The following is a 23,757-nucleotide window of genomic DNA, read 5'->3' as shown; positions in this document are numbered from 1 at the left end:
ATCCCACCGTCGACCTCCGGCCCCGGCCTGCCTGTCGCCCCCGGCGTACGTGTGCGAAGCTGCCCCGAGCTTCTCGCGACCATCGTGCACGTACATACAAGGAGGTAGGCCATGCCGTCGAGCTTCGGGCAGTGGCTGTTCGTGATCCTGGCCCTGCTCATCGGACTGGTCCTCGGTTGGGTGATCACCGGCCGCCGGTCCCGTACCGGCAGCCCGGAGTCCACGGTGGACAACTCCGCCGACGCCGGGGCGACGGTCACCGGGACCGGGGTGGGCGCCGTGGCGGCCCCCGAGGCGACCGTGGCCGGCGGCGGGACGGGCACCGGCGTGACCGCCGTCATCGACGAGCCCCGGCCGGCGGCCGTGGTCGACGAGGAGCCGCCGTCGGCGGTGCTGGCCGAGTCGCCGGGTCCCGCCGAGACGCCGTCCGCCGAGCCGACGATCGCCACCGCCGCCCAGGACCCGGACGTCGAGCCGGTGCTGCCCTCCGCCGAGCCGGTCTCCTCCCCCGCGACCGACGACGGGTCGCTCCCGGCCGGGCCGGCACCGTCCGAAGCGGTCACGACGACGCCGGCGCAGGTGGATGCCGCGACCCCGGAGCCGACGGTCGACACGACCCCGGAGCCGGTCGCCGGCACGAGGCCCGCCGAGCAGCCCGTCGCGGTGCAGCCGGCCGGCGCGGACGCCACCTCCGGCGAGCCGGTGACGGTCGGCGACCCCGTCGAGCCGGCGCCCGCCGTCGAGCCGGTGACGTCACCGTCGGCAACCGCGCCGGTGGCCCCGGCCGCCACCGAGGCGTCGCCCGTTGCGGCGGTCGTGCCCGCCCCCCGGGCCTCGGTCGAGAACGACGCCCCCGCCGCGACGGGCGACGACGCCCCCGACGACTTCCGGCGTATCCAGGGCATCGGGCCGAAGCTGGCCGCCGCCCTCCAGGACGCCGGGATCCGCACCTACCGGCAGCTCGCCGAGCTGGACGAGGCCGCGCTGCGGCAGACCGTGAAGGCCGCCGGCCTGCGCGCCGCCCCGAGCCTCGCGACGTGGTCCCAGCAGGCGAAGGTGCTGGCCGGTGCCCGGGCCGAGGCCGAGCGGGCGCTCCCGGCCGACGCCGGGTAACCGTCATCCGCAGGCACGGGCCGGTGGCGACGCCAGTCGCCGCCGGCCCGACGTCCTCTCCGCCCCGATGACGGCGGCGGCGGTAATCGGAATCGGCCGCGCCGCGTCAGGTGCGTCGTTTGGCGGATCACCCGCACGGGGTACATGCCCTGCACCTCGAAATCCACCACAACTTCAGTGGAGGCAACTGATGCGCGGCACCTCGATACTCGGCGTCCTGGTCGTCATCTGGCTCATCATCGGCGCCGTCGCCGCCGGGCAGCGCGGCTACTACGGCAACGACGACACCAACTGCGCCGAGGCGGGCACGATCCTGGTCACCATCGTCGCCGGCCCGCTGAACTACATCGGCGCCAACCCGAAGATCGACTGCGCGCTTCCGGAGCCGTCCAAGTAGGCCCCACGCCGTAGGCCATCGGCCCGCGCCCGCCCGGCGAGCGCGGGCCGTTTCGTGCGTCCAGCTGGACAGCTCACGCCCCACAGCGCGTCCTAGGAGGCTGCGTTGCCTGCTGTCGCCAACGCGGGCGGGGCGGCGCGCCCGGTCAGTCGCGGGCGATGGCGCGGCTACGCCCCCGGAACTCGGCGACCACCTCGTCGCCGCGCCGCACCGTCACGTCGTAGATGCCGCTTCGCCCGTGCCGCACCCGCTCGGTGGCATACGCCTGCAGCAGGTCACCCTCGTGCACCGGGCGCAGGAAGCTGATCTCCCCGCCGGCGGCCACGGTGACCGGGCCGTGGCTGTTGCAGGCCAACGCGAACGCGGTGTCGGCGAGCAGGAACACGAAGCCGCCGTGGCCGATGGCGTGCCCGTTGAGCATCGCCGGGGTGACCCGCATCCGGGCCACCGCCGCGCCGTCACCGGCCGAGACGAGTTCGATGCCGAGCCCCTTGGACGCCACGTCGGCGTCGAACATGTCGTGCGCCGCGGTGCGGCGGTCGTCGGCGGGCATCTCAGCGGCCCTCCCGCCGGTCGACGATGCGCCGCATCTTGCCCAGCGAACGCTCCACCCCGTCCGGTTCGACCACCCACACCGTGACGGACACCCCGATGGTGTTCTTGACCTGCTCGGCCAGGGTCGCGGCGGCCCGCTCGGCCTCCTCGACCGTGGCGTCGGGTCGCCGCTCCACGGGCACGGTGAGCGTGTCCAGCCGCCCCTGCCGTTCCAGCACGCACTGGAAGTGCGGCGACAACGCGGGGGTACGCAGGATCAGCTCCTCGATCTGGGTCGGGAAGACGTTCACCCCCCGGACGATCATCATGTCGTCGGTGCGGCCGGTGATCTTCTCGATCCGCCGCATCGGGCGGGCCGTGCCGGGCAGCAGCCGGGTCAGGTCGCGGGTGCGGTAGCGGATCACCGGCATGGCCTCCCTGGTCAGCGAGGTCAGCACCAGTTCGCCCCGCTCGCCGTCGGGCAGCACCGCGCCGGTGACCGGATCGATGATCTCCGGATAGAAGTGGTCCTCCCACAGGTGCAGGCCGTCCTTGGTCTCCACACACTCGACGGCGACTCCCGGGCCCATCACCTCGGACAGGCCGTAGATGTCCACCGCGTGCATGTCCAGGCGCTGCTCCAGTTCCCGCCGCATGTCCTCGGTCCACGGCTCGGCGCCGAAGACGCCCACCCGCAGCGAGGTGGCGCGCGGGTCGACGCCCTGGCGTTCCATCTCGTCGACGATGGCCAGCATGTAGCTGGGGGTGACCATGATGACCTCCGGGGCGAGGTCGCGGATCAGCATCACCTGGCGTTCGGTCATGCCGCCGGATACGGGGATGACGGTGCAGCCCAGTTCCTCCGCGCCGTAGTGCGCGCCGAGCCCGCCGGTGAACAGTCCGTAGCCGTACGCGACGTGCACCCGGTCCCCGCGCCGGCCGCCGGCCGCCCGGATCGACCGGGCCATCAACACGGCCCAGGTGTCCAGGTCGGCGCGGGTGTAACCGACCACCGTGGGACGGCCGGTGGTGCCGGAGGAGGCGTGCAGCCGGGCGATCCGCTCGCGGGGCACCGCGAACATGTCGAACGGGTAGTTGTCCCGCAGGTCCGCCTTGGTGGTGAACGGGACGCCGGCCAGGTCGGCCGGGTCGCGTACGTCGTCGGGGTGCGCGCCGACGGCGTCGAACGCCCGGCGGTAGTGCGGCACGTGGTCGTAGGCGTACCGCAGCGAGTGGCGCAACCGGTCGCGTTGCAGGGCGCGCAGCTCGTCGACGCCGCTGCGCTCGACGGGGTCCAGCTCCTCCGGACGGGGGGCGCGGTCCTGCACGGCTGCCTCCTGACACCCCGGGCCCGGCCGCCGCGCCAGGCGATGCCGCCACCGTACGCCCGCCCCGCCGTTCCCGCCCGTTCCGCCCCGCCTGCCCTCCCCGCCCTGCCCCTCCCCCCTCCCTCCCCGCCTTGTCGATCTTGCACTTGTCGCCCGCCAACTGTCCTCTTTGCGCACTTTGCCCGAGCGGAGAGTGCAAGATCGGCACGGGTGTGGGCGGGACACGGGAGGCGTGGGGCGGGCGAGGGCGGGGGCGGGGGTTATGCTCGCGGACGGCGGGGCCGGGTGGCGGGAGAGCGCCACGTCGCCGACCGGTCCGGCCGGTGACGGGTCCTGGTGGGAGGTGCGGTGTCCGATCGCCGGGTCGATCCCGACGTCGACCTGCGGGTACCGGCCGACCGGACGGAACTGGCCGCGCACCCCGCGGCGGTGCTCGGCGTGATCGCCGCCGGGGGCGTGCTCGGCGCGCTGGCCCGGGCCGGTGTCCAGGCCGCCGTGCCGCGCCCGCCGGGCGGCTTCCCGTGGGCCACGTTCAGCGTCAACGTCACCGGCTGCCTGCTCATCGGCGTGCTGACGGCGGTGCTCACCGCCCGCACGGCCCACCCGCTGACCCGGCCGTTGCTCGGCGTCGGCGTGCTCGGCGGGTTCACCACGTTCTCCGCGTACGCGGTCGACGCGCAGCGTCTGCTGACCGCCGGTGCGGTGGGCACGTCGCTCGTCTACCTGGCCGCGACCGTGCTGGGCGCGCTGGCGGCGGTGGCCGTCGGGGACACGGTGACGACCCGGCTGCTGGCCTCCCCGGCCGGGGAGGACCGGTGACCGTCCTGCTCATCGCGGTCGGCGCCGCGGTCGGCGCCCCGCTGCGTTACCTCACCGACCGGGCGGTGCAGGCCCGGCACGGCTCACCGTTCCCGTGGGGCACGCTCGCCGTCAACGTGGCCGGGTCGCTGCTGCTCGGCGCGCTGCTCGCCGCGCCGGTCGGCCCGCACGTGACCGCGCTGCTCGGCACCGGCTTCTGCGGCGCGCTGACCACCTGGTCCACGCTCAGCTACGAGACGCTGCGCCTGGCCCGAGCCGGCGAGCGCCGGAACGCGTACGCAAATGTGCTGGTCAGCGTGGTCGCAGGGCTCGGCGCGGCATTCCTCGGCCACGCGGTCGTCGCGGCGTTCTGACCGGCGGCTCAGGAGGCGCGGCGCTCCGGGTGGGCCCGGTTCCACGCCCGCATCCGCTCCGGGTAGCCGGTGCGGGCGGCCTCGTACAGCGGCACCGCGTGCTTGCGGGCGATCTTGCCGGCGGCCCGGGGCGAGCCGGTACGGCGGCGGATCCACTCGCCGTCGTGGGCGATGGCGACCACCGTGGTGTCGGTGGCGGTGGTCTCCGGTTCCAGGTAGAACTCGACCCCGCGCCGGCTGGTGACGAACGCCTCCAGCTGCGCCAGGTCCTCCCGGTCGCCCTCCCGGTCGAGCTTCGTCGGGGTCGTCGGGTCGGTGCTCCGGCGGCGTAGCCAGCCCATACCCGCCTCCTCTCCTCGGCGTCCCGCCCAGTGCAGCACGCCCGCCTGGCAGGCGGCTGGGAGCACGGTGGGAGGGGGCTGGGCCGGGCCGGGTCAGCGGGTCGGGCTGTCCGCGGCGGCGGGCGGGCGCAGCACCGGCACCAGCGCGAGGGTGGGCAGGAGCAGCAGCGACACCAGGCCGAGCGCGGACAGGATGCCGATGTGGTCGCCGAGGAAGCCGAGCAGCGGCGGGCCGGCGAGGAACGCGGTATAGCCGATCACCGCGACCACGCTCACCCGGGCCGGGGCCTTCTCCTCCTCGTCGGCGGCGGCGCTCATCCCGATCGGGAAGCCGAGGGACGCGCCGATGCCCCACAGCGCCACGCCGACCACGGCCAGCGCGCCGGAGCCGGCGAACACCGTCAACGCGGCGCCGACGGCCGCCATCACGATGGTCGCGAACAGCACCGGCACCCGCCCCCAGCGGTCGATGGCCACCGTGCCGACGGTGCGGCCGAGCGTCATGCCGACCACGAACACGCCGAACACCGCCGCGCCGACCGCCTCGTCGACGCCGTACCCGTCCACGAACGCCACCGCCAGCCAGTCGTTGGCACTGCCCTCGGTGAACGCCATGACCAGCACCAGCAGGCCGAGCAGCAGGGTGCGCGGTTCGCGCCAGGCGGCCAACAGCGCCCGCCGTCGGGTCGTCGGCGCACCGCCGCCGGTGTCCTCGGCCGGCGCGGCCAGGAACGCCCGCGCGCCGAGCAGCGTGCCCGCGAGCACCAGCACCGTCAGGACCGGCAGGTGCACCCCCACGGGTACGCCCAGCCGCGCGGCCCCGGCGCCCAGCCCCGCACCGGCGACCGAGCCGAGGCTCCAGGCGGCGTGGAACCGGGGCAGGATGGTGCGGCCGAGACGTTTCTCCACCGCGGCGCCCTCCACGTTCATCGCCACGTCGCACAGGCCGGAGCCGAAGCCGAACGCGGCGAGCCCGGCGGCGACCCCGACGGCGGAGCCGGCCAGCCCGGCGGCGAGACCGGCGCCGGTGAGGCCCAGCGCGACCAGCACCACCGACACGGCGACCGTGCGCGCCGGACCGAGCCGCTGGGTGACCAGGCCGGCGGTGGGCATCGCCACCAGCGCGCCCGCCGACATGCACAGCAGCAGCAGGCCGAGCCGACTCGGGGTGAGGTCCAGTTCCTGCCGGACCGCCGGGACCCGGGAGAACCAGCTCGCCACCGCGAGCCCGTTGAGCGCGAAGACGACGGCGACGCCGTTGCGGGCGGTCAGCACCGCCCGGGGCACCGGCGGGCGCTGCCCGGCCGGCGCGTCGATGGTGCTGCTCACGGTGCGGTTTTCCCTCCCACGGTTGACCCCGACGACAATCGCACACCTGAGAGCGCTATCACCACAAGCGCCCATATCGCTTAGCTCACCAGCGTCCGAGCGGGCATGATGCGGGGCATGAGTACGTCGACCGCACGCCCCGCCACCCTCGACGACGTGGCCCGCGACGCCGGGGTCTCCCGGGCCACCGCCTCCCGGGTACTCGGCGGTTACGGGTCCGCCTCGGCGCACGCCCGCGCCCTGGTGCAGGCCGCCGCCGAACGGCTCGGCTACGTGCCGGACATCACGGCCCGGGCGCTGGTGCGCGGGGTCGGGGTACGCCTGGTGGTAGCCGTGATCGGCCGCGACGACACGGTGCTGGACGACCCGTACGTGCACCGCGTGGTCGGGGCGGCGTCGCGGGTGTGCGCGCCGCACGGCGTTGGGGTGGCGTTGGAGTGGCTGGCGCTGGCCGACCCGTCGCGGCTGACCCGGCTGGGCGCCGACCGGGGCGTCTGCGGTGTGATCCTGGTCAACACCACCCAGGCGGCGTTGGACGCGGTGCCGCCGAGGCTGCACGGCCGGGTCGTCTCGATCGGTCAGGGCTCCGCGGCGGTGCCCTCGTTCGACGTGGACAACGCCGGCGGGGCCGGCGAGGCGCTGCGCCACCTGTACGCCACCGGCCGGCGCCGCATCGTCATGGTGACCGGGCCGCGCTGGCTGAACTGCGCGGAACGCGCGGTGACCGCGTACCGGGAGTTGATGCGCGCGTCGGGGTCGCCGGAGCGGCTGGTCACCGGCGACTTCACCGCCGCCCGGGGCGGTCGGGCCGCGCTGGAGGCGCTGCGCCGATGGCCGGACGCCGACGCGATCTACGCGGCGAGCGACGCCACCGCGTTCGGGGTGATCGCGGCGCTGCGTGGGCGTGGCCTGCGGGTGCCGCACGACGTGGCGGTGGCCGGGTTCGACGACCTGCCGTACGCGGCGATGAGCAGTCCGTCGCTGACCACGGCCACCCACCCGGTCGACCGGATCGCCGCCGCGGCGGCCACCGCCGTGCTGACGCGCGCGCCGGTCGCCCCGAGCACCGCCTTCCCTTCGACGCTCGTCGCCCGGGAGAGCGCCTGAGCGCCGGTCAGCGCCCGGCGGCAGCCGCGTCGACCCGGTCGGGGATCGACTCGTCGTCGCCGGCGCCCACGGCGCGCAGCAGGTCGACGGCGGTGTCCCGGACCTGACCGGTGACCATCGCCAACGGCAGGGTGGCGTCGCCGGTGAACAGCCGTCCGGCGCCGCGGACGGCGGTCAGCGCGCACTCCTCGGTGTGCGCGCGGTGCCGTGCCGCCGCGCGTTCCTGCCCGTCGACCTCGGCGGCGAGCGCGTCACCCGCGGCGCGGACGGCCTCGGCCAGGGCGCGCAGCGCGTCGCCCAGCTCGGCGGGGACGGGCGCGCTGCCCCGGGTGAGCGTGACCGCGGCGCGGACCAGCACGCGCACGTCACGGACCGCCAGGTCGGTCTGCCGCAGCGAGCCCGCCACCGAGCGCAGCCGGCCCAGGCCGCGCCGGCGGCGTACGGTCAGTCGCAGCCCTTCGCCGGCGGCGCGGGTCGCGGCCCGCAGCCGGTCCACCGCGGCGTCGGCGTGCCGGGCACGGGACAGGACGGCGCGGGCGGCGTCCGGGTCGCCGCGCCGGAGCGCGTCGGCGGTGTCGTCCAGCACCCCGGCCAGCTCCGCGAAGGTGCGCCGGACCTGCGCGGCGAGCGGGACGAGTGGCCGGCGGGCGCCGAGGACCTGGCTGGTGACCAGCGCCACCGCGCCGCCGATGAGCGCGTCGACGAACCGCACCGGCACCAGCGTCTGGTCGGGCGGGGAGACCACCGCCAGGTAGAGCGCGGAGAGCGTGGCCTGCACGGTGCTGACTGAGCTGGCGTCGAACGCCACCGCCAGCGTGACGGTGAGCAGGATGACGGCGAAGACGGTGCCGGTGGTGCGCGGGCCGAGCGCCTGCACCACCAGTTCGGCCACGAGCACGCCGGCGGCCACCCCGAGCACCACCTCCGCGGTGCGGCGGATGCGCCGGCCCCGGGCCTGGTTGAGCACGTTCAGGGCGGCGGCGGGCGCGAAGAACGGCAGTGGGTGCCCGGCCAGCCGGGTCGCGATGATCCAGGCCACGGTCGCCGCCACGGTGTCCTGGAGCACCGGCCGCCAGCCGCCGTGCCGCAGCCGCCCGACCGCCTGCCGAACCGCCGCCGTGGCCCGGCCCGCGGTCGCTGTCATCGCTTCCCCTCCGGTCCCCCGTGCCTCATCCTGCGGCCCGGTGGGCCCGGCCGGTGGTCCGGCAGGCGGTGGTTCACGCTGCCGTGGACGGGCACGGGCCGGTCGGCCCTGGCCGCCACGGCGCGCCCGCCGGTCAATGGGTACGGAAGAAGGAGGGGTCCGATGGGCGGAACCATGACGTGGATGTACCGGGGCGGCCGGCCGAACCGGCTGGCCCGGATGATGAACGCGCTGTCGGCGTGGCAGTACGGCGCCGGTCTCGCCCCGCGGAACTGGGTGACCATGGAGGTGCCGGGCCGCCGCACCGGGCGGACCGTCTCGGTGCCGATTGTGGTCGCCGATCACGACGGCGGGCGGTACGTCGTGTCGATGCTGGGCGAGCGCGTCAACTGGGTGGCGAACGTGCGCGCCGCGGGCGGTCGGGTGGTGCTGCGCCGTCGCCGTCGCGAGCCGGTCCGTCTGGTCGAGGTGCCGGTGGCGCAGCGGCCACCGATCCTGCGCCGGCACCTGGCGCTCGCCCCCGGTGCCCGGGCGCACGTGCCGGTGGACCGGCACGCCCCACTCGCCGACTTCGCCCGGGTCGCCGCCGGCATCCCGGTCTTCCGGATCATTACCGCGGAGTGATCCGCGGGACAACATTCCAGAATATCGAGCACGACGGTTTCCGGGGGTCGGCCGAATGGGAGCAGGCGGCCGTAAGATCGGCGACACGAAGCCGGCTGATCGCTGACTGTCCCGCCTGACGTGGGCGCGCACACTGAGCCCATGAATACGAGACTCCGCCGCAGCCGGGCATTCCGCCTCGCGGCGTGTCTCGCCCTCGTGGCGATCCTGAGCGGCTGCATGCAGCTCAACATGGGGCTGACCGTGAACAACGACGACACGGTCTCCGGCCAACTCCTGCTCACCGCCCCGAAATCCGCGCTGCGGCAGCGCAACCCGGATCCCGCGGTGGCCTTCGCCGACCTGCGGCCGAACATTCCCTCACTTCCGGCCGGGGCGGAGAGCCGGTACGAGGACGCCACCTCGTACGGCATTCAGGTCGCGTACCGGAAAACGCCGCTGGCGCAATTCACGAGCGAGAGCGTGAATCTTGTTCGGGACGGTGATCTGTATCGGTTCTCGCTTCCGCTGGATCCGAAGAAATACGGCGGCAAGGTCGGCCAACAGGATCCGCGTCAACAGCAGGCGTTCATGACCCTGATGGCGTTCGAGATATCGGTGACATTCCCGGGCCGGGTCCTCGACACCAACGGCACGGTCAACGGGCGCTCGGTGACCTGGACGGTGGTCGCCAACCAACCCAAGCCGGCCGAACTGCGGGCCGTCGCCCAGGCGCCCCCGCCGCCCGCCACCAACCCGGCCGCCGCCGTCGCCGGCAACGGCTCCGTCCCCTGGCTGCCGGCCGTCGCCGGCGTGGTCGTCCTGCTGCTGGTCGTCGCCGCGGTGGCCGTGCTGCTGCGGCGGCGCTCCCGTGGCGGACCGGGTCCGGCCGCGACGCCGACCACCCCCGACGCCCCGGCGAGCACCGGCCCTCCGGCCAGCAGCAGGCCCCCGGCCAGCACCGGATCCCCGGCCGCGCCAGGCGGTCCGGCCGCACCCACACCTCCCGCCGGCCCGCCGGCCTGAGCGCCTGCCCGACCCTCCGACCACCGACGGCGCCCGCGCCGGCGGCCCACCGCCAGACCGGGCGGAACCCGAGGTCAGCACCCCGGGCCGCCGCACCATCGCACCCCGACCGCACCGTCGCACCGTGGGAAAGAGGGGGATCGCCGTGGACGATCTCTTCACCTGGTCGTCGCTGGGCAGCCTCACCGGTGCCAGCGCCGCCACCCTGCTCGCCACAAACGTCATCGGCGGCCTGATCGGCCCCAGTGGCGACAAGGCCCGCAAGTGGATCGCGCTGGGCTTCGCGCTCCTGCTGTCCTACCTGACCGCCGCGTTCGCCGACCAGGCCGGACCAGAGAAGTGGATCATCGCGTTCTTCAACGGGCTGGTCATCTTCTCCGCCGCGCTCGGCGTCAACCAGCTCCCCCCGGGCAACCGGCAGGCGACACAGGCGTCGTCGACCCAGCTCGCCCAGGGACGCGAGCCCCGCTTCGTCCGCTCGTGGGTCTGAGAGAGAGGTGACCCCATGATCTTCGGCATCCTCAGCGCCGCCGTCCAGATCCTCTTCGGCGCCCTGCTCGGACAGTTCGCCGCCGGCCCCGTCGGCCTGCTCGTCGGCGCGGTCCTCGGACTGCTCGTCGGCGCGCCCTTCGGCTGGGCGAGCGCCTCGGCCGGCACGTACGGCCCCGATCCGAAGGGCATCTTCCTGTTCGTGGTCGACCACACGTGGAGCCTGCTCAACACGTTCGTCGGGGCGCTGTTCCTGGCCCTGCACCTGGTCTTCGGCCACCGGCTCGACCGGATCGTCTCGGCCGGCAGCGGCCGGGTCAACGTGGTCGAGGGCGTCTCCCCCCGGTACGCGACCACGATCGGCACCGTCTGCGCCGGTTCCAGCCCGGGCATCCAACGGCACGAGGACGTGCACGTGTTCCAGGCCCGTCTACTCGGCCCGCTCTACCTGCCGCTCGTCGCGCTCAACTACATACTGTTCACCGTCGCCCCGGTGTGGCTGCTCTGGCACGACCACACCAACGCGCCGATCAACCGGTTCACCCGCTATTTCGAGATCGGCGTCTACCCGCACGTGTGGAACGAGGCCATCGCGTACCGGATCCAGGGGACACCGCCGCGATGACCGGCGCGATCGAGGCCGCCGTCGCGGACGTCACGACCTGGCTGACCGGGGCGGCGGGTGGACCCGTACCGGTCGGCCCGCCCCGCGACGACCCGGACGGCGGCCTCACCGTCTGGCCGCTCGGACTGCGGTCCGACCGGCAGACCGCGACCGGGGGCGCGGCCCGCGAACCGTACCGGTTCATGGTCCGGATGCTGGTCACCGGTGGCGGCCCGGCCGCGTTGGCGGCGCTGGACCGGGTCCTCGCCGCCGCCACCACCGGCGGATGGCCGGAGCTGACGCTCGACGCCGGTGATCCGGCACTGTGGCGGGCGCTGGGGGTGCCGCCCCGGCCGGCGCTGCTGCTCGACGTGCCGGCCCGGGTGGACCGGCCGACCCCGACCGCGCCGCCGGTGCGGCAGCCGCTGCGGCTGCGGCAGCTCGACATGCGCACCCTGCACGGGCGGGTGGTCGGACCGCAGGACCAGCCACTGGCCGCCGTCCGGGTGGAACTGGTGGGCACCGCCCAGTCCACCGTGACCGACGCCGCCGGCCGGTTCCGGCTGGTCGGCGTGCCGCACGACCCCGACGCACCGGACCGTCCGGTGCGGCTCCGGCTGGCCGGCGCCGGTCGTGTCCACACCGCCGAGATCGACCCCACCGGCGACGGCCTGGTCGTCGTCCGTGCCCCCGACTGACGTCCGAGGAGGACCGATGCCCACCTACTTCTCCCCCGGCATCTACGTCGAGGAGGTGCCCGGCGGGGCCCGCCCGATCGGCCCGGTCGGCATGAGCACCGCCGCGTTCGTCGGCGTCGCGCCCAACCGCACCGCCCACGTCGACCAGGCGTTGGCGGTCAACAGCTGGACCGAGTTCCTCCGGCTTTACGCCGACGGCGAGAACCTGGAGAGCACCCCGCTGGCCCGCGCCGTGTTCGGCTTCCTCGACAACGGCGGCACCCGCTGCTGGGTGGTGAACGTCGGCGAGGACGGCCGGCTGACCGGCACCGGCGGGCGGCGCGGCGGCCTGCAACTGCTGGAGGCCATCGACGAGATCTCCATCCTGGCCGCGCCCGGCTACCACGACCCGGTCTCGCACGAGGCACTGATCAGCATGGCCGAAGGGCTGCGCACCGTGGTGGCGATCTGCGACCCGCCGCCGCAGGTCACCGACGTCTCCCGGCTCGCCCGGGTCGCCACGCCCGGCAGGGCGGCCCGGCCCGCGTCGTCCGACAAGCCCGCTGAGGGTACGTCGGGCGACGCCGACGACGAGCCACCGGGCACCGGCGGTGACCGACCCCGCCAGTCGGACTACGCCACCTTCTACTTCCCCTGGATCGGGGTCCGCGACCCGCTCAGCGGCGACCTGGTCCTCACCCCGCCGAGCGGGCACGTGGCCGGCATCTGGGCGCGCACCGACGCGCTGCGCGGCGTGCACAAGGCCCCGGCCAACGAGCCGGTACGCGGCGCGGTCGACCTGGCCTACCGGGTCACCCGGCCCGAGCACGACGTGCTCAACCCCAAGGGCGTCAACGTGATCCGGTTCTTCGCCGGGGAGGGCATCCGGCTGTGGGGCGCCCGTACGCTCGCCGCCGAGGCCAGCGAGTGGCGCTACCTGAACGTCCGGCGGCTGTCCATCTCCATCGAGCGGGCCATCGCCGACGGCACCCGCTGGATGGTGTTCGAGCCCAACGACTTCACGCTGTGGCGCTCGATCCGGCGCGACATCGGCGCGTTCCTGACCCGGGTGTGGCGCGACGGGGCCCTGCTCGGCCGCACGCCCGAGGAGGCGTTCTTCGTCAAGTGCGACGAGGAGACCAACCCGGCCGACGTACGCGACGCCGGCATGGTGGTCGCCCACATCGGCATCGCGGTGGTCAAGCCCGCGGAGTTCGTGGTGTTCAAGCTGAGCCAGTGGGCCGGCGGCACCGAGACCGAGACGATCGGAGGCTGACATGCCGACCACGGCCACACCGCAGCCGGGCGCACCCGTCGACCCGTACCGGGCGTACCACTTCAAGCTGCTCGTCAACGGCATCACCAACGGACACTTCACCGAGGTCAGCGGCATCGAGGTGGCGATACCGGCGCTGTCCTACCGGGAGGCCGGCAACGAGCGCATCCGGGCCGTGCCCGGGCAGGTCGAGTACGCCCCGGTGACCCTGCACTTCGGCCTGACCAGCTCGCGTGAGCTGTGGGACTGGGTGAACGCGGCGGCCAAGGGCACGGTGAACCGGCGCAACGTGTCGGTGGTGCTGCTCGACCCGGCCGGCACCGCCGAGGTGCTGCGCTGGAACATGATCAACGCGTGGCCGTGCCGGTGGCGCGGCGCGCACCTGAACACCCTGTCCCAGGAGATCGCCATCGAGGCGCTGACCCTGGCGTACGAGGGCCTGGAGTTGGAGGCCGGCGGTGCCGCCGCCCCGACGAGCGCGTGACCGGCTGGCCCGGGCACTGCGGGCCACCGCCGACCGCCTGTCCCAGCCTGACCCCTTGCCCGACGTGTCACGTGCCGCCGGCCAGCCGCCCGAGCACTGGCGACGGCTGGTGGCGGCGCACGCCCCCGGCCTCCTGCGTGACCTGCCCCCGTCTCCGTCTCCCGTCGATCAGCCGCCCGGCGCCTCCTCGCGCATCGGCCGGCCCGCCGCCGGCGGCTCACACTCGGGCCGGGCTCGACGGACCCACCCGGCCCGGCGCGCAGTCGGGCGGGCGTGGCAGAACTGGAAGGCGCGCCTGGCCGATCGCCTGGCCGCACCCGCCCGACTGTCCACACCCGACTCCCCCACCCCGCACGCGGCCGACCCCGGCACGCCGTCGAGATCTTGGTACGAAATGGCCCCCATAGGGGCCCTGCCCTACCAAGATCTCCCGCATGTCCTGGATGGTGAGACGGGGGTCTCGGAAGATGGGACAAGTGCGTCTGTGGGGCGGGCGGGAACGGCGTTTCCGGGGAGGGAAACGGCCGGGTTCGCGGCTTCCGCACCGACGGCGGGCAACCGGTCCCACCCGGTCGGTGCGGTACCGGCCAGATCGTCCGGGGGCACTACGGCGTGCCGGTGCGGGGCGTCGAGCGGCCCGGCCGCGACGCCGGGCCCGACGAGAGCGGCGGGCACCACCGAGACGGCCCGGTCACGGGGCACCCTCGGCACGACCGACAGCACAGAGCTCATCGGCACCGGCAGGTCTGCGGGCACCGGCACGGCGGGGCCCGCCGACCCGACCGGCAGCGGTGACACGATCGGATCGCCGGGCGCCGCGACCTCCGGCGGGTCGGGGCGGCGGCCCGCATCCGACACCGGTCGGGGACACCTGCTCCGGGGCGTGGCGCGGGCCGGCCGGGAACGGCAGCGGGATGACGCCGGGGCGGACCTGCCGCCCGCGCGGGACGACGTACTCCCGCTCGCCTTCGCGGCTGCGCCACCGTCGCTGCCGCACGAGCCGGCCGTACCTGCCGGGGACGGCCGAACCGGGCTGGCGGGCGGCCGGGGCGAGACCGGCCCGGCGACCGGTGGCGCCCGGCCCGCCGACCGCCACGCGGGGCGGGCCGCCGGCTCCCCGTACCCGAACGCGCACGACCCGGCGCCCGGCGACGAGACCGGCGCGCGGCGGTGGCGGCGACCCGGGCGGGCCGCGCCCGGCGACCCCTGGCCGGCCCTGCCGGCTGGCCCCTGGCCGGCCCTGCCGGACGAGGCCGACCCGACCCGGACGGCCGACCCGACCCGGACGGCCGACCCGACCCGGACGGCCGACCCGACCCGGACGGCGGACCCGGCGACGGCCGGCGCGGACCGGGCGGCCGAGGACGGCGGGGCGTACCCGGATCCGTGGCCGGCGCTGCCGGGCGACCCGGTGAGGTGGACCCCGGCGACGCGGGCCATGTCCTGGGGCGACGTCGCCAGGCTGGACCGGGAACAGGCGGGTCCCTGATGGAGCGCGTCGCCTTCCTCGTGGACGAGTCCGGCACCCGGGTCGACTGCCTGCTCAACCCGGAGACCGTGCGGGTCACCCGGCTGGCCGGGGTACGCCCGCGCGGCGGGCCGGACGGTTCGCTCACCGGCGCCGGGCTGGCCGACGACCCGCTCGTCTTCACCGGTGGCGGGCGCACCGAGCTGGTGCTGGACCTGCTCTTCGACGTGGACTTCGTGGAGTCCCCGGCCCGGCCCGGGGACGTCCGCGCGCTGACCCGGCCGCTGTGGATGCTCGCGGAGAACTCGGCGGTCGAGCACGGCTGGCCGCGACCGCCGCTGGTCCGGTTGGTGTGGGGCAAGACCTGGAACGTCCCGGGCGTCGTCACCGCGATCGCGGAGCGCTTCGACGCGTTCACCCTCACCGGTACGCCCCGGCGGTCCTGGCTGCGGCTGAAGCTGGTCCGCGTCGCGGAGGGCGCCGAGGCGGCACGTGCCGGGTTCGAGGAGGAGCTGGCCGCGGTGAGCACTCCCGCCGTCGCGCCCGGGTCGGCGGTGGTCGCCACCGCCGACGGCGCGGCCGAGCCGGGCTGGTCCGGGGTGCGCTTCGACCTGCTGGCCCACGACGCACTGGGCTCGCCGCTGCGCTGGCGGCTGCTCGCCGAACACAACCGGATCGCCGACCCGCTCACCGTGCCGGCCGGCACCGCGCTCGCGGTGCCCCCGACCGGCGCCGCCCCGCAACCGCACGCCGTCCCGACGGGAGGCACGCCGTGAGCCGGGCCGCGCTGGTGACGGTCGACGGCCGGCCGCTCGCCGACCCGGCCCGGCTGCGCGGCATCCGCGTGGCCGGCCGGCTGGACCGGCCGGCGCAGTGCGAGCTGACGGTGGCCGCCGCTGCCGGCGTGGGACCGCTCGACCCGCCGGTACGCCCCGGCGCCGCCCTCGACGTGCGTCTGGACGGGCAGGCGGAGGCGCTGTTCACCGGCGAGGTGACAGCCGTCGAACGGGAGTACGCCGGTGACGGTGTCGCGCTGGCCCGGATCCGGGCGTACGACCTGTTGCATCGGCTGCGCAAGCGGCAGGAACTGCGGGTGTTCGAGTCGGTGACCGCCGCCGGGCTGGCCGGTGAGCTGTGCGCCGGACTGGGGTTGACGGTGGCGGCCGAGGACGACGGGCCTCGCCTGGAGCGGCTGTCGCAGCACCGGCACACCGACCTGGAGCTGCTGTGCGAGGTCGCCGGCCGGGCCGGGCTGCACCTGTGCGTGGACGGCGACCGGCTGCGGTTGTTCACCCTCGACGGTTACGGGGAGCCGCTGCCGCTGACGCTTGGCGCGACCGTGCACGCGCTGCGGATCAGCGAGAACCTGGACCGGGCGGGCGCGGGGTGCGCGGTGCTGGGGTGGCATCCGCAGCGCGCCGAGCCGCTGGGCCAGCGGGCCGGCGAGGCCCGCAGCGGGCGGCGCATCCCGCTGTGCCCGCAACCGGGTGACGTGGGCGCGGACGGGGTGCGCACGGCGGTGGACCAGCCCGGCCGCAGCGACGACGAGCTGGCCGCGCTGGCCCAGGCCGGCTGGGACGCCCGGGTGGCCGCGCTGGTCACCGCCGAGGGCACGGCCGAGGGTGATCCGGCGTTGCGGCCGGGCCGGCGGATCACGCTGGCCGGCGTGCCGGAGCCGCTGGCCGGGGTGTACGTGCTCACCGAGGTGGTGCACACGGTGGACGCGGACGGGCACCTGACCCGGTTCGCCACGGCACCGCCCGACCCGCCGCCGACGGCCGCGCCCCCGGCGGCGACCGTCACGTTGGGCACGGTCACCGACGTCGACGACCCGGACGGATCGGCTCGGGTCCGGGTGACGCTGCCGGCGTACGGGGAGTTGGACGCCGGCTGGTTGGCGGTGCTGTTTCCGGGCGCCGGCCGGGGCAAGGGGATCGTCGCGCTGCCGGACCCGGGCGACACGGTGCTGGTGGCGCTGCCCGGTGGGGTACCGGCGTCGGGGGTGGTGCTCGGGTCGCTGTTCGGCGCGGTCGAGCCGTACGACACCGGGATCGTGGCCGGCCGGTCGCGCCGCTGGTCGATGCGTACCGGCACCGGCCAGTCGATAGTGATCGACGACGACGGTCGCACGTTGCGGCTGGCCACCGACGCGGGCAGTTTCGTCGAGCTGCGGCCGGAGCTGACCACCGTGCACGCCGCCGGCGACCTGGTGTTGTCCGCGCCGGGGCGGGCGATGGTGCTGCGTGCCCGCACGGTCGACTTCCGGCACGCCCCGACGGCCGAGGACGCCGAGACCGCCGCGGCCCAGGCCCGTACCCTCGCCCGCGCCCCCGGAGGTGGCTGATGCGTTGGCTGCACCGCGATTCGTTGATCACCTGCGGTCACGACGGGCGGGTGGTGAACCGCCCGTCGCAGGGGTGGGTCACCGTGCGGGGCGTGCCGGCGCTGGTGCGGCCCGACCCGCAGGGGCGCGAGATCACCGCCTGCCCGAACTACGGCCCGACGGTCAAGCCCTGCCTGCGCACCGTGACGGTGACCGTGGGCTACAGCACGTGGGTGCGGGTGGACGGGCAGCCGGTGGTGCTGTCGCACCTGGACGGGCTCACCGACGGCACCCCGCCGGGTGCGGTGCACCACCAGGTCCGCGACCCACGGCAGAGTTTCCTGGGGGCGGACCGGTGAGGGCCTTCCGCTTCGTCGGCGCCGGCTTCGACGCCGGTCGCGCCGGTGGTCTCGCGTTGACCGCCGCCGGTGGCCTGGCCATGACCGACGGCGACGAGACGGTACGACAGGCGCTGTACCTGCTGCTGTCCACGACGCCCGGGGAGCGGCTGATGCGCCCCGGGTACGGCTCGCGGCTGCACCGGCTGGTCTTCGCGCCCAACGACGACACCACGGCCGGCCTGGCCATCCACTACGTCCGGCAGGCCATCCGGCGCTGGGAGCCCCGGGTGGAGGTGCTGGACGTGGACGCCGGCGGGGACCCGGACGCCCCGTGGCGGCTGGTGATCCGGCTGGACTACCGGGTGCGGGCCAGCCTCTCCCCCGGCCACCTGGTGTTCTCCGTGGACCTGCTGCCTGTCGACGACGAGCCGGGCGACCCGACCACCGACCCGATGACCGAGGAGGCCACGCCATGACGCTGCCGGTGCCGCACCTGGACGACCGCGCCTTCCTCGACCTGGTCACCGAGGCCCGGGAGCGGATCGCCCGGTCCTGCCCGGACTGGACGGACCTGTCCGCGCACGACCCGGGGATGGCGTTGCTGGAGGCGTTCGCCTACCTGACCGAGGTGATGATCTACCGGCTGAACCAGTTGCCGGAAAAGGCGTACGTGGCGTTCCTGAACCTGCTCGGCGTGACCCGGCACCCACCGTCGGCGGCGTGGGCGGACGTGCGCCTGACCCGCACCGGAGCGGACCGCGGCCCGGTGCGGGTGCCGGCCGGCACCCGGGTGGCCGCGGCCCGCGGCGCCGACCCCCGGCCGGTGGTCTTCGTGACCACCGAGCCGGCCACGCTGCCGGCGGGGGCAGGCACGCTGACGGTACGTGTGCACCACTGCGAGCCGGTCGAGGCGGAACTGCTGGGCACCGGCACCGGCCAGCCCGGCCAGGTGTTCCGGGCCGCCCGCGCGCCGCTGACCCGGACCACCGAGGCGCTGGACCTGCTGCTCGGCGTGGAGGTGCCCACCGGCTCGGTGGAGCTGGGCGCGGCGGCGCGGGAGCACGACGGCCGCACGTATGAGATCTGGCGACCGGTGGACAGCTTCGCGGGCCTCGGCCCGCAGGCCAAGGTCTACCTGGTCGACCGGGCCGCCGGGGTGGTCACCTTCGCCCCGGCGTTGGACCTGCGCCCGGCCGTCGAGGGGGCGGCCGGGTCAGCAGGTCCGAGCACCACGGTGGCGGCGGTGCCGCCGGCCGGGCGGCAGGTCCGGCTCTGGTACCGGTGCGGCGGCGGCCCGGCCGGGAACGTGGCCGCCGGTGTGCTGACCAGCCTGCGCGACCCGCTGCCCGGCCTGAGCGTGGACAACCCGGCGCCGGCCACCGGCGGGCGGGACCTGGAGTCGTTGGAGTCGGTGCTGGCCCGCGGCCCGTACGAGTTCTTCGCCCAGCAGCGCGCGGTGACCGCGCGGGACTTCGAACTGCTCGCCACCGGCTCGGGGGCGGTGGCGCGGGCGCGGGCGTTCACCCGGTCCGCCGTCTACAGCTTCGCCCGGCCGGGCGAGGTGGAGGTGGTGCTGGTGCCGTACGTGCCGGAGCAGGCCCGCCCCGGCGGCCGGCTGCCGGTGGCGGTGCTGCGCGATCACGAGGTGGCGGAGGCCCGCCGCCGGGTCGAGGCGGACCTGGAGCGGCGGCGGGCCCTGGGCACGGCGGTGCGCGCCGGTTGGGCCCGGTACAAGGCGGTGTCGGTGCGGGCCCGGGTGGTGGTGCGCCGGGAGGAGGACGTGGACGCGGTGCGCCGCCGCATCCACGACCGGCTGCACCAGACGCTGAGCCCGCTGCCCACCCCCATGAACCCGACCGGTTGGGCGTTCGGCGAGCCGCTGCGCGCCTCGAACGTCTACCGGATGTTGGAGCACGCCGAGCCGGGCGTGCGGTACGTCGAGTCGGTGCAGTTCGTGGTCGACGAGGCGCCGGACACCCGCGTGCGCACCGTGGCCGTGGACCAGTACCAGGCGGACACCTGGTACGCCGGTGGCGGTCCGGTGCTGTTCCGTTCCACGAACGCCGGCGCGGGCTGGGAGCCGGCGGGCCGGTTCGACGGCGACGAGACCGTGGTGCGGGTGGTGCCCGCGCCCGCTCCGGCCCGCCCCGGTGTGGTGGCGCGGGCCGGCTCGGTGGCGGTGGTGACGACCCGGGAGTCGGGTGGTTCCCGGGTACGGCTGAGCACCGACCTGGGCGAGACGTGGACGCTGCTGATCGACCTCGACTCCGGCGTACGCGACCTGGCCTGGATCGACCGGGACGGCACCGGCGCGCTGCTGCTGGCCACCGACGCCGGCCTGTACGAGGTGCCGTTGCTGCCCGGCGCGGTGCCGCTGCAGATCCTGGTCGACCCGGGCGACGCGGACCGGGGGTTCTACGCGGTGCGCGCGTTCGTCTCCGAGCGGGGCGCGCCCGGCGTGGCGGTCGCCGCGCAGGCAGGTTTCGGGGTCTACCTGTCCACCGCGGCCGGGCGGCCCGGCACGTTCGCCCACGTGGGCCTGGCCAACGTGGACAACCGGGTGCTCGCCGTGCAGTACGACGGCCCGGCGACGCTGCTGTGGTGCGGCGCGGGCGAGCCGGATCCGAAGAAACCCGGGCAGGGGTGCCACCGCACCAGGTTGTTCGAGTCCGACGTGCAGTGGCAGTCGATGGCGTCGGGTTGGATCGGCGGCACCTGCCGGGACCTGGCGTTCAGCGGGCCGCTGGCGTTGGCGGCCACGCAGAGCGGCGGGGTGGTCCGGCTGGACACGCTCGCCAGGCAGCCGCAGTGGACGCCGGTGATGGTCAACTGCGGTCTGCCGTTGCGGGACCGGACCCGGTTCGTCCCGGTCGACGCCATCGCCGCCACCGCGCCCACCGGCACGTCCGGCGGCGGGCGGCTGGTCCTGGCCGGCGGCGAGCGCGGCGTGTTCCGCAGCGGCGACGGCGAGGACTGGACGGCCAGCGCCAACCAGGCCACCGCCGACGTGGTCACCGTCCCCGGCACCTGGCTGCTCTGCTCCGGCGAGCACGACATCGAGGTGGTGCGGCAGGATGCGCCGAGCGGCGATTGAGCGGCTGCTGCCGTCCGCGTACCAGCGGGCCGCCGGGCCGGGCAGCGTGCTGGGGGCGCTGCTGGACGTGATGGAGGCGTTGCACGCGCCGGACGAGGCGGTGCTCGCCGACGTCGACGCGTTGTTCGGGCCGTACCGGACGCCGGACGGGTTCGTGGCGTACCTGGCCCGCTGGGTGGCGATGGACCACGTGGTTGCCGCGCCCCGCGCGGACGCGCCGCTGCCGTTGCCGGTCGGCCGGCTGCGGGACCTGGTCGCGCACGGCGCGCTGCTGGCCCGGTGGCGCGGCACCCCGTACGGGATGCGGACCGCGCTGGAGCTGGCCACCGGGGTGACCGGGTTCCTGCTCGACGAGCCGCCCGAGCGACCGTTCCACCTGGTGGTACGGGTGCCGCCGGCCGCCGCCGACCGGCTCGCGCTGGTCACCCGCATCGTCGAGGCGGAGAAACCGGCGGCGGTCACCGTCGAGATCGTCGCCTCCCCGACCGACGCCGCACCACCCTGGCCGGACGCCGTCGAGCCGGACGCCATCGAGCCGGACGCCGCCGGGCCGGACGCCGTCGAGCCCGCCGCCGCCGAGCCCGCCGCCGGGGTGGCGACGGTGCGCGCGGTCGGCCGGGCGCACGTGCCCCCACCACCCCACGATCCGCCCGAGGAGCCGTCATGACCACCGACTGGACAGTCGTCGCCGCCGCCGAACAGTTCACACTGGACGCCCGAAACGCCGGTGAGCTGACGTTCACCGTGTCGAACCCGGGCACCGCGCCGGACACCGTCGTCTTCGACGTCGCACCCGGCGAGGGCAGCCAGCGGGCCTGGTTCACGGTGGCCGAGCCGCAAAGGGTGGTGCCCGGGCAGGGGTCGGTGTCGTTCCTGGTCCGGCTCGTCGTGCCGCCCGGCACGCCGCCCCGGCGCTACGACATGACCGGGTTCGCCTACTCGGCGAACACCGCACCGGAGGAGAGCTCCCGCTCCAGCGGCCGGGTCACGTACGACGTGCGGGCGGTCGTACCCCCGAAGCGCGCGCCGTGGCCGTGGATCGCGGCCGCCGCCGCGCTGGTGCTGGTCGTGGCCGGGGTGGTGGCCTGGCTGGTGACCCGCGGCCCGGACACCCCGGCTCCCCCGCGGGCCCGGGCGGTGACCGTGGAGGCGGAGACGCTCGTCTCCGGCGCGGTGGTGCAGTCCGCCACCGGCGCGAAGGCGGAGGTGGTGGCGCAGAAGAACTGCTGCGACGTGGTGTGGTCCGGCGACGCGCAACTGTTCTTCCTGGGCCGGGGCGTGGGCGACCGGGTGACGGTGCAGGTGGACGTGCCGTCCGACGGCACCTGGCGGTTCTCCACGGTGCGCACCACCTCCTTCGACTACGCGAACACGATCTGGTTGGTCGACGGCCGGCAGGTCGGCGACACGTTCTTCGGGTTCAGCCCGACTGTGATCCGCACCGACGAGGTGGACGTGGGCACCGTGGAGCTGACCCGCGGCCCGCACAGGCTGACGCTGGTGGCGGTGAGCAAGACCCAGGGCACCGACAGGTACTTCGCCGGGGTGGACGAGATCCGCTTCACGCCCGTCGTCCGGCCGTGAGCGCGAGGAGTGAGCCGGTGTGGCGAGCCCCGCGGTCGCGAACAGGGACCGCACCGTGACCACCAGGCAGAAGCTGCTGCTGGTGGCGCTGGCCGTGCTGCTGGTGGCGCTGTACGTGGTGGCGGTGGCCGGGCGCCGCGACGACCCGGGCGACCCGGCCGCGGGGCCGGGGGCGCTGGCCCGCCTCGGGCGCGGGGCCGGGACCGTGGATCCGGCGACAGTGACGGTGACGTGCCTGCCACCGGCCGCCGAACCGGCCACCACCGCCGGCGGGGTGGCGCTCACCTTCGGGACGGTGTGCCGGCTGCGGGTGGCCGACCCGGGCGCGCTGCGCACGCTCGTGCTGCGCGGCACGACGCCGTTCCGGGTGACCGCCCGCGCGCCGGGCGACGCGGACGTCACGGTCACCGACGAGGTCGCCCCCGACGCGAACGGCCCGGCGGTGGCGAAGGTGGCCGTGGACCGGGAGACCGAGGTGCTCCTGCGCTGTCCGGGAGGTGGCGGATGCGCTGTCACCCTGGCCCGGTCCTGACCGGGACGGAGACGCGGCATGGGTGAGTTGCGCAAGCCGTTCCTGCTGCTGGCCCTGCTCGCGGTGGCGCTCGTGGTCGGTGTGGAGCTGGGCGCGGCGGCGCTGACCGGCGGCGGCGACGCCAGCGGCGCGCTGCGGGGCAGCGCCGGGCAGCTCGGTGTGGAGCTGGGCGATGTCGGCGCGGTGTCCGAGCCGTCCGGGCGGGGCATCGGCTACCTGGCGCTGATCGACGTGGTGGCGCTCTGGACGACAGGGCTGTTCTGCCTGAGCCTGGTGCTGCCGGACCGGGTCCAGGGCGGGGTGCAGGGCGTGGCCACGCTCGTCTTCGCGATCGTGCTGCTGCTGGTGTCGCTGGTCCTGCTGGTCGTCGCGTTCGTCGAGCTGACCGTGATGGTCTCGCTGTTCCTGGCGCCACCGTTCGGCACGCTGGCGTACCTCGCGGTGTGGGGGTTCTTCCCGGTCGACGACGCGGCAGCGCTGCTCGGGCTGGCGCTGCTGCTCAAACTGGTCTGGGCCGGACTGCTGCTCGCCGCCCAGCCCCGGTTCCTGCGCAACAAGGGGCTGGTGCTGCTGGCGCTGACCACGCTGCTGTGCACAGTGGTGCTGCAGTTCCTGCACGCCCTGGTGCCGGTGATCCTGGTCAGCATCCTGGACGACGTGGGCGCCGTGGTGTTCGCCGTGGTGGCGCTTGTCTGGGCGCTGGTGCTGCTGATCGGGTCGATCCCGGCGATCGTCAAGGCGATCCGGACCACCGCCACGACGTCCGGCCGTACGGTCAGGTGACCGCGCGG

General features: G+C 75.3%; 27 protein-coding genes. 22 read left to right on the top strand and 5 right to left on the bottom strand.

Going from position 1 to position 23,757, the window contains the following annotated elements:
- Positions 1–111 precede the first annotated feature (111 nt).
- Positions 112–1,113, top strand: a complete 1,002-nt coding sequence (locus tag ACLQ2X_RS01725) for a helix-hairpin-helix domain-containing protein (RefSeq protein WP_425679113.1) — start codon at positions 112–114, stop codon at positions 1,111–1,113.
- A gap of 190 nt (positions 1,114–1,303) precedes the next feature.
- Positions 1,304–1,510, top strand: coding sequence for a hypothetical protein (locus ACLQ2X_RS01720; RefSeq protein ID WP_425679112.1), 207 nt, complete (start codon positions 1,304–1,306; stop codon positions 1,508–1,510).
- Between the two features lie 145 nt (positions 1,511–1,655).
- Here the strand turns inward: ACLQ2X_RS01720 and paaI are convergent, their stop codons facing one another.
- Positions 1,656–2,063 carry a hydroxyphenylacetyl-CoA thioesterase PaaI gene (gene paaI / locus ACLQ2X_RS01715; protein ID WP_425679111.1) on the bottom strand — a complete coding sequence of 136 codons (408 nt, stop codon included), beginning with the start codon at positions 2,061–2,063 and terminating at the stop codon, positions 1,656–1,658.
- A 1-nt stretch (position 2,064) separates the two neighbouring features.
- Positions 2,065–3,372: a phenylacetate--CoA ligase PaaK gene (paaK, locus tag ACLQ2X_RS01710; RefSeq protein ID WP_425679110.1), complete on the bottom strand. Its 1,308-nt coding sequence runs from the start codon at positions 3,370–3,372 to the stop codon at positions 2,065–2,067.
- 336 nt (positions 3,373–3,708) lie between these two features.
- Between paaK and ACLQ2X_RS01705 the strand changes: the two genes are divergently transcribed.
- Together ACLQ2X_RS01705 and crcB are read left to right on the top strand one after the other, a co-directional pair.
- Complete coding sequence (locus ACLQ2X_RS01705) at positions 3,709–4,191, top strand: FluC/FEX family fluoride channel (RefSeq protein WP_425679109.1); 483 nt, start codon at positions 3,709–3,711, stop codon at positions 4,189–4,191.
- The gene (gene crcB / locus ACLQ2X_RS01700; protein ID WP_425679108.1) at positions 4,188–4,544 is read left to right on the top strand and encodes a fluoride efflux transporter CrcB; all 357 of its coding nucleotides are present in this window, start codon (positions 4,188–4,190) and stop codon (positions 4,542–4,544) included. The genes ACLQ2X_RS01705 and crcB overlap by 4 nt, the downstream gene beginning before the upstream one ends.
- A gap of 8 nt (positions 4,545–4,552) precedes the next feature.
- On the opposite strand, the gene ACLQ2X_RS01695 is transcribed toward crcB, so the two are convergent.
- Positions 4,553–4,885 (bottom strand): hypothetical protein, encoded by a 333-nt coding sequence (locus ACLQ2X_RS01695; protein ID WP_425679107.1) that lies wholly within the window; start codon positions 4,883–4,885, stop codon positions 4,553–4,555.
- 93 nt (positions 4,886–4,978) lie between these two features.
- Positions 4,979–6,214: an MFS transporter gene (locus ACLQ2X_RS01690; RefSeq protein ID WP_425679106.1), complete on the bottom strand. Its 1,236-nt coding sequence runs from the start codon at positions 6,212–6,214 to the stop codon at positions 4,979–4,981.
- A 117-nt stretch (positions 6,215–6,331) separates the two neighbouring features.
- On the opposite strand from ACLQ2X_RS01690, the gene ACLQ2X_RS01685 reads away from it, so the two are divergent.
- Positions 6,332–7,321: a LacI family DNA-binding transcriptional regulator gene (locus tag ACLQ2X_RS01685; protein ID WP_425679105.1), complete on the top strand. Its 990-nt coding sequence runs from the start codon at positions 6,332–6,334 to the stop codon at positions 7,319–7,321.
- 7 nt (positions 7,322–7,328) lie between these two features.
- Here ACLQ2X_RS01685 and ACLQ2X_RS01680 read toward each other — a convergent pair whose 3' ends face one another.
- The gene (locus ACLQ2X_RS01680) at positions 7,329–8,465 is read right to left on the bottom strand and encodes an FUSC family protein (protein ID WP_425679104.1); all 1,137 of its coding nucleotides are present in this window, start codon (positions 8,463–8,465) and stop codon (positions 7,329–7,331) included.
- A gap of 162 nt (positions 8,466–8,627) precedes the next feature.
- On the opposite strand from ACLQ2X_RS01680, the gene ACLQ2X_RS01675 reads away from it, so the two are divergent.
- From ACLQ2X_RS01675 to ACLQ2X_RS01595, 17 genes are all read left to right on the top strand, one after another.
- Positions 8,628–9,089 (top strand): nitroreductase/quinone reductase family protein, encoded by a 462-nt coding sequence (locus ACLQ2X_RS01675; protein ID WP_425679103.1) that lies wholly within the window; start codon positions 8,628–8,630, stop codon positions 9,087–9,089.
- Between the two features lie 141 nt (positions 9,090–9,230).
- Complete coding sequence (locus ACLQ2X_RS01670) at positions 9,231–10,094, top strand: LppM family (lipo)protein (RefSeq protein ID WP_425679102.1); 864 nt, start codon at positions 9,231–9,233, stop codon at positions 10,092–10,094.
- 124 nt (positions 10,095–10,218) lie between these two features.
- Entirely contained in the window at positions 10,219–10,584 is a 366-nt protein-coding gene (locus tag ACLQ2X_RS01665) for a hypothetical protein (RefSeq protein WP_425679101.1), read from the top strand.
- A gap of 15 nt (positions 10,585–10,599) precedes the next feature.
- Positions 10,600–11,208: a glycine zipper family protein gene (locus tag ACLQ2X_RS01660; protein WP_425679100.1), complete on the top strand. Its 609-nt coding sequence runs from the start codon at positions 10,600–10,602 to the stop codon at positions 11,206–11,208.
- Positions 11,205–11,885: a carboxypeptidase-like regulatory domain-containing protein gene (locus tag ACLQ2X_RS01655; RefSeq protein WP_425679099.1), complete on the top strand. Its 681-nt coding sequence runs from the start codon at positions 11,205–11,207 to the stop codon at positions 11,883–11,885. Before ACLQ2X_RS01660 ends, ACLQ2X_RS01655 begins: the two co-directional genes overlap by 4 nt.
- Positions 11,886–11,901: 16 nt before the next feature.
- Positions 11,902–13,140 (top strand): phage tail sheath family protein, encoded by a 1,239-nt coding sequence (locus ACLQ2X_RS01650; RefSeq protein WP_425679098.1) that lies wholly within the window; start codon positions 11,902–11,904, stop codon positions 13,138–13,140.
- Position 13,141: 1 nt separating this feature from the next.
- A complete protein-coding gene (locus tag ACLQ2X_RS01645; protein WP_425679097.1) occupies positions 13,142–13,624 on the top strand; it encodes a phage tail protein in 483 nt (160 codons plus the stop codon).
- 883 nt (positions 13,625–14,507) lie between these two features.
- Positions 14,508–15,113: a hypothetical protein gene (locus ACLQ2X_RS01640; RefSeq protein ID WP_425679096.1), complete on the top strand. Its 606-nt coding sequence runs from the start codon at positions 14,508–14,510 to the stop codon at positions 15,111–15,113.
- Positions 15,113–15,868: a hypothetical protein gene (locus tag ACLQ2X_RS01635; protein ID WP_425679095.1), complete on the top strand. Its 756-nt coding sequence runs from the start codon at positions 15,113–15,115 to the stop codon at positions 15,866–15,868. Before ACLQ2X_RS01640 ends, ACLQ2X_RS01635 begins: the two co-directional genes overlap by 1 nt.
- Positions 15,865–17,436, top strand: a complete 1,572-nt coding sequence (locus ACLQ2X_RS01630) for a phage baseplate assembly protein V (RefSeq protein WP_425679094.1) — start codon at positions 15,865–15,867, stop codon at positions 17,434–17,436. Before ACLQ2X_RS01635 ends, ACLQ2X_RS01630 begins: the two co-directional genes overlap by 4 nt.
- The gene (locus ACLQ2X_RS01625; protein WP_425679093.1) at positions 17,436–17,774 is read left to right on the top strand and encodes a hypothetical protein; all 339 of its coding nucleotides are present in this window, start codon (positions 17,436–17,438) and stop codon (positions 17,772–17,774) included. Before ACLQ2X_RS01630 ends, ACLQ2X_RS01625 begins: the two co-directional genes overlap by 1 nt.
- The gene (locus ACLQ2X_RS01620; RefSeq protein ID WP_425679092.1) at positions 17,771–18,232 is read left to right on the top strand and encodes a GPW/gp25 family protein; all 462 of its coding nucleotides are present in this window, start codon (positions 17,771–17,773) and stop codon (positions 18,230–18,232) included. Before ACLQ2X_RS01625 ends, ACLQ2X_RS01620 begins: the two co-directional genes overlap by 4 nt.
- Positions 18,229–20,850 (top strand): putative baseplate assembly protein, encoded by a 2,622-nt coding sequence (locus ACLQ2X_RS01615; protein ID WP_425679091.1) that lies wholly within the window; start codon positions 18,229–18,231, stop codon positions 20,848–20,850. Before ACLQ2X_RS01620 ends, ACLQ2X_RS01615 begins: the two co-directional genes overlap by 4 nt.
- Positions 20,831–21,517 carry a phage tail protein gene (locus ACLQ2X_RS01610; protein ID WP_425679090.1) on the top strand — a complete coding sequence of 229 codons (687 nt, stop codon included), beginning with the start codon at positions 20,831–20,833 and terminating at the stop codon, positions 21,515–21,517. Before ACLQ2X_RS01615 ends, ACLQ2X_RS01610 begins: the two co-directional genes overlap by 20 nt.
- Complete coding sequence (locus tag ACLQ2X_RS01605) at positions 21,514–22,434, top strand: hypothetical protein (protein ID WP_425679089.1); 921 nt, start codon at positions 21,514–21,516, stop codon at positions 22,432–22,434. Before ACLQ2X_RS01610 ends, ACLQ2X_RS01605 begins: the two co-directional genes overlap by 4 nt.
- 55 nt (positions 22,435–22,489) lie before the next feature.
- A complete protein-coding gene (locus tag ACLQ2X_RS01600) occupies positions 22,490–22,966 on the top strand; it encodes a hypothetical protein (RefSeq protein ID WP_425679088.1) in 477 nt (158 codons plus the stop codon).
- 18 nt (positions 22,967–22,984) lie between these two features.
- Positions 22,985–23,749: a hypothetical protein gene (locus ACLQ2X_RS01595; protein ID WP_425679087.1), complete on the top strand. Its 765-nt coding sequence runs from the start codon at positions 22,985–22,987 to the stop codon at positions 23,747–23,749.
- Positions 23,750–23,757 lie beyond the last annotated feature (8 nt).

This window comes from Micromonospora sp. DT31 (assembly GCF_049841795.1).
GTDB lineage: Bacteria > Actinomycetota > Actinomycetes > Mycobacteriales > Micromonosporaceae > Micromonospora.
Note: the sequence above shows the minus strand (reverse complement) of the source record. Positions and strands in the feature narration are given on the sequence as shown.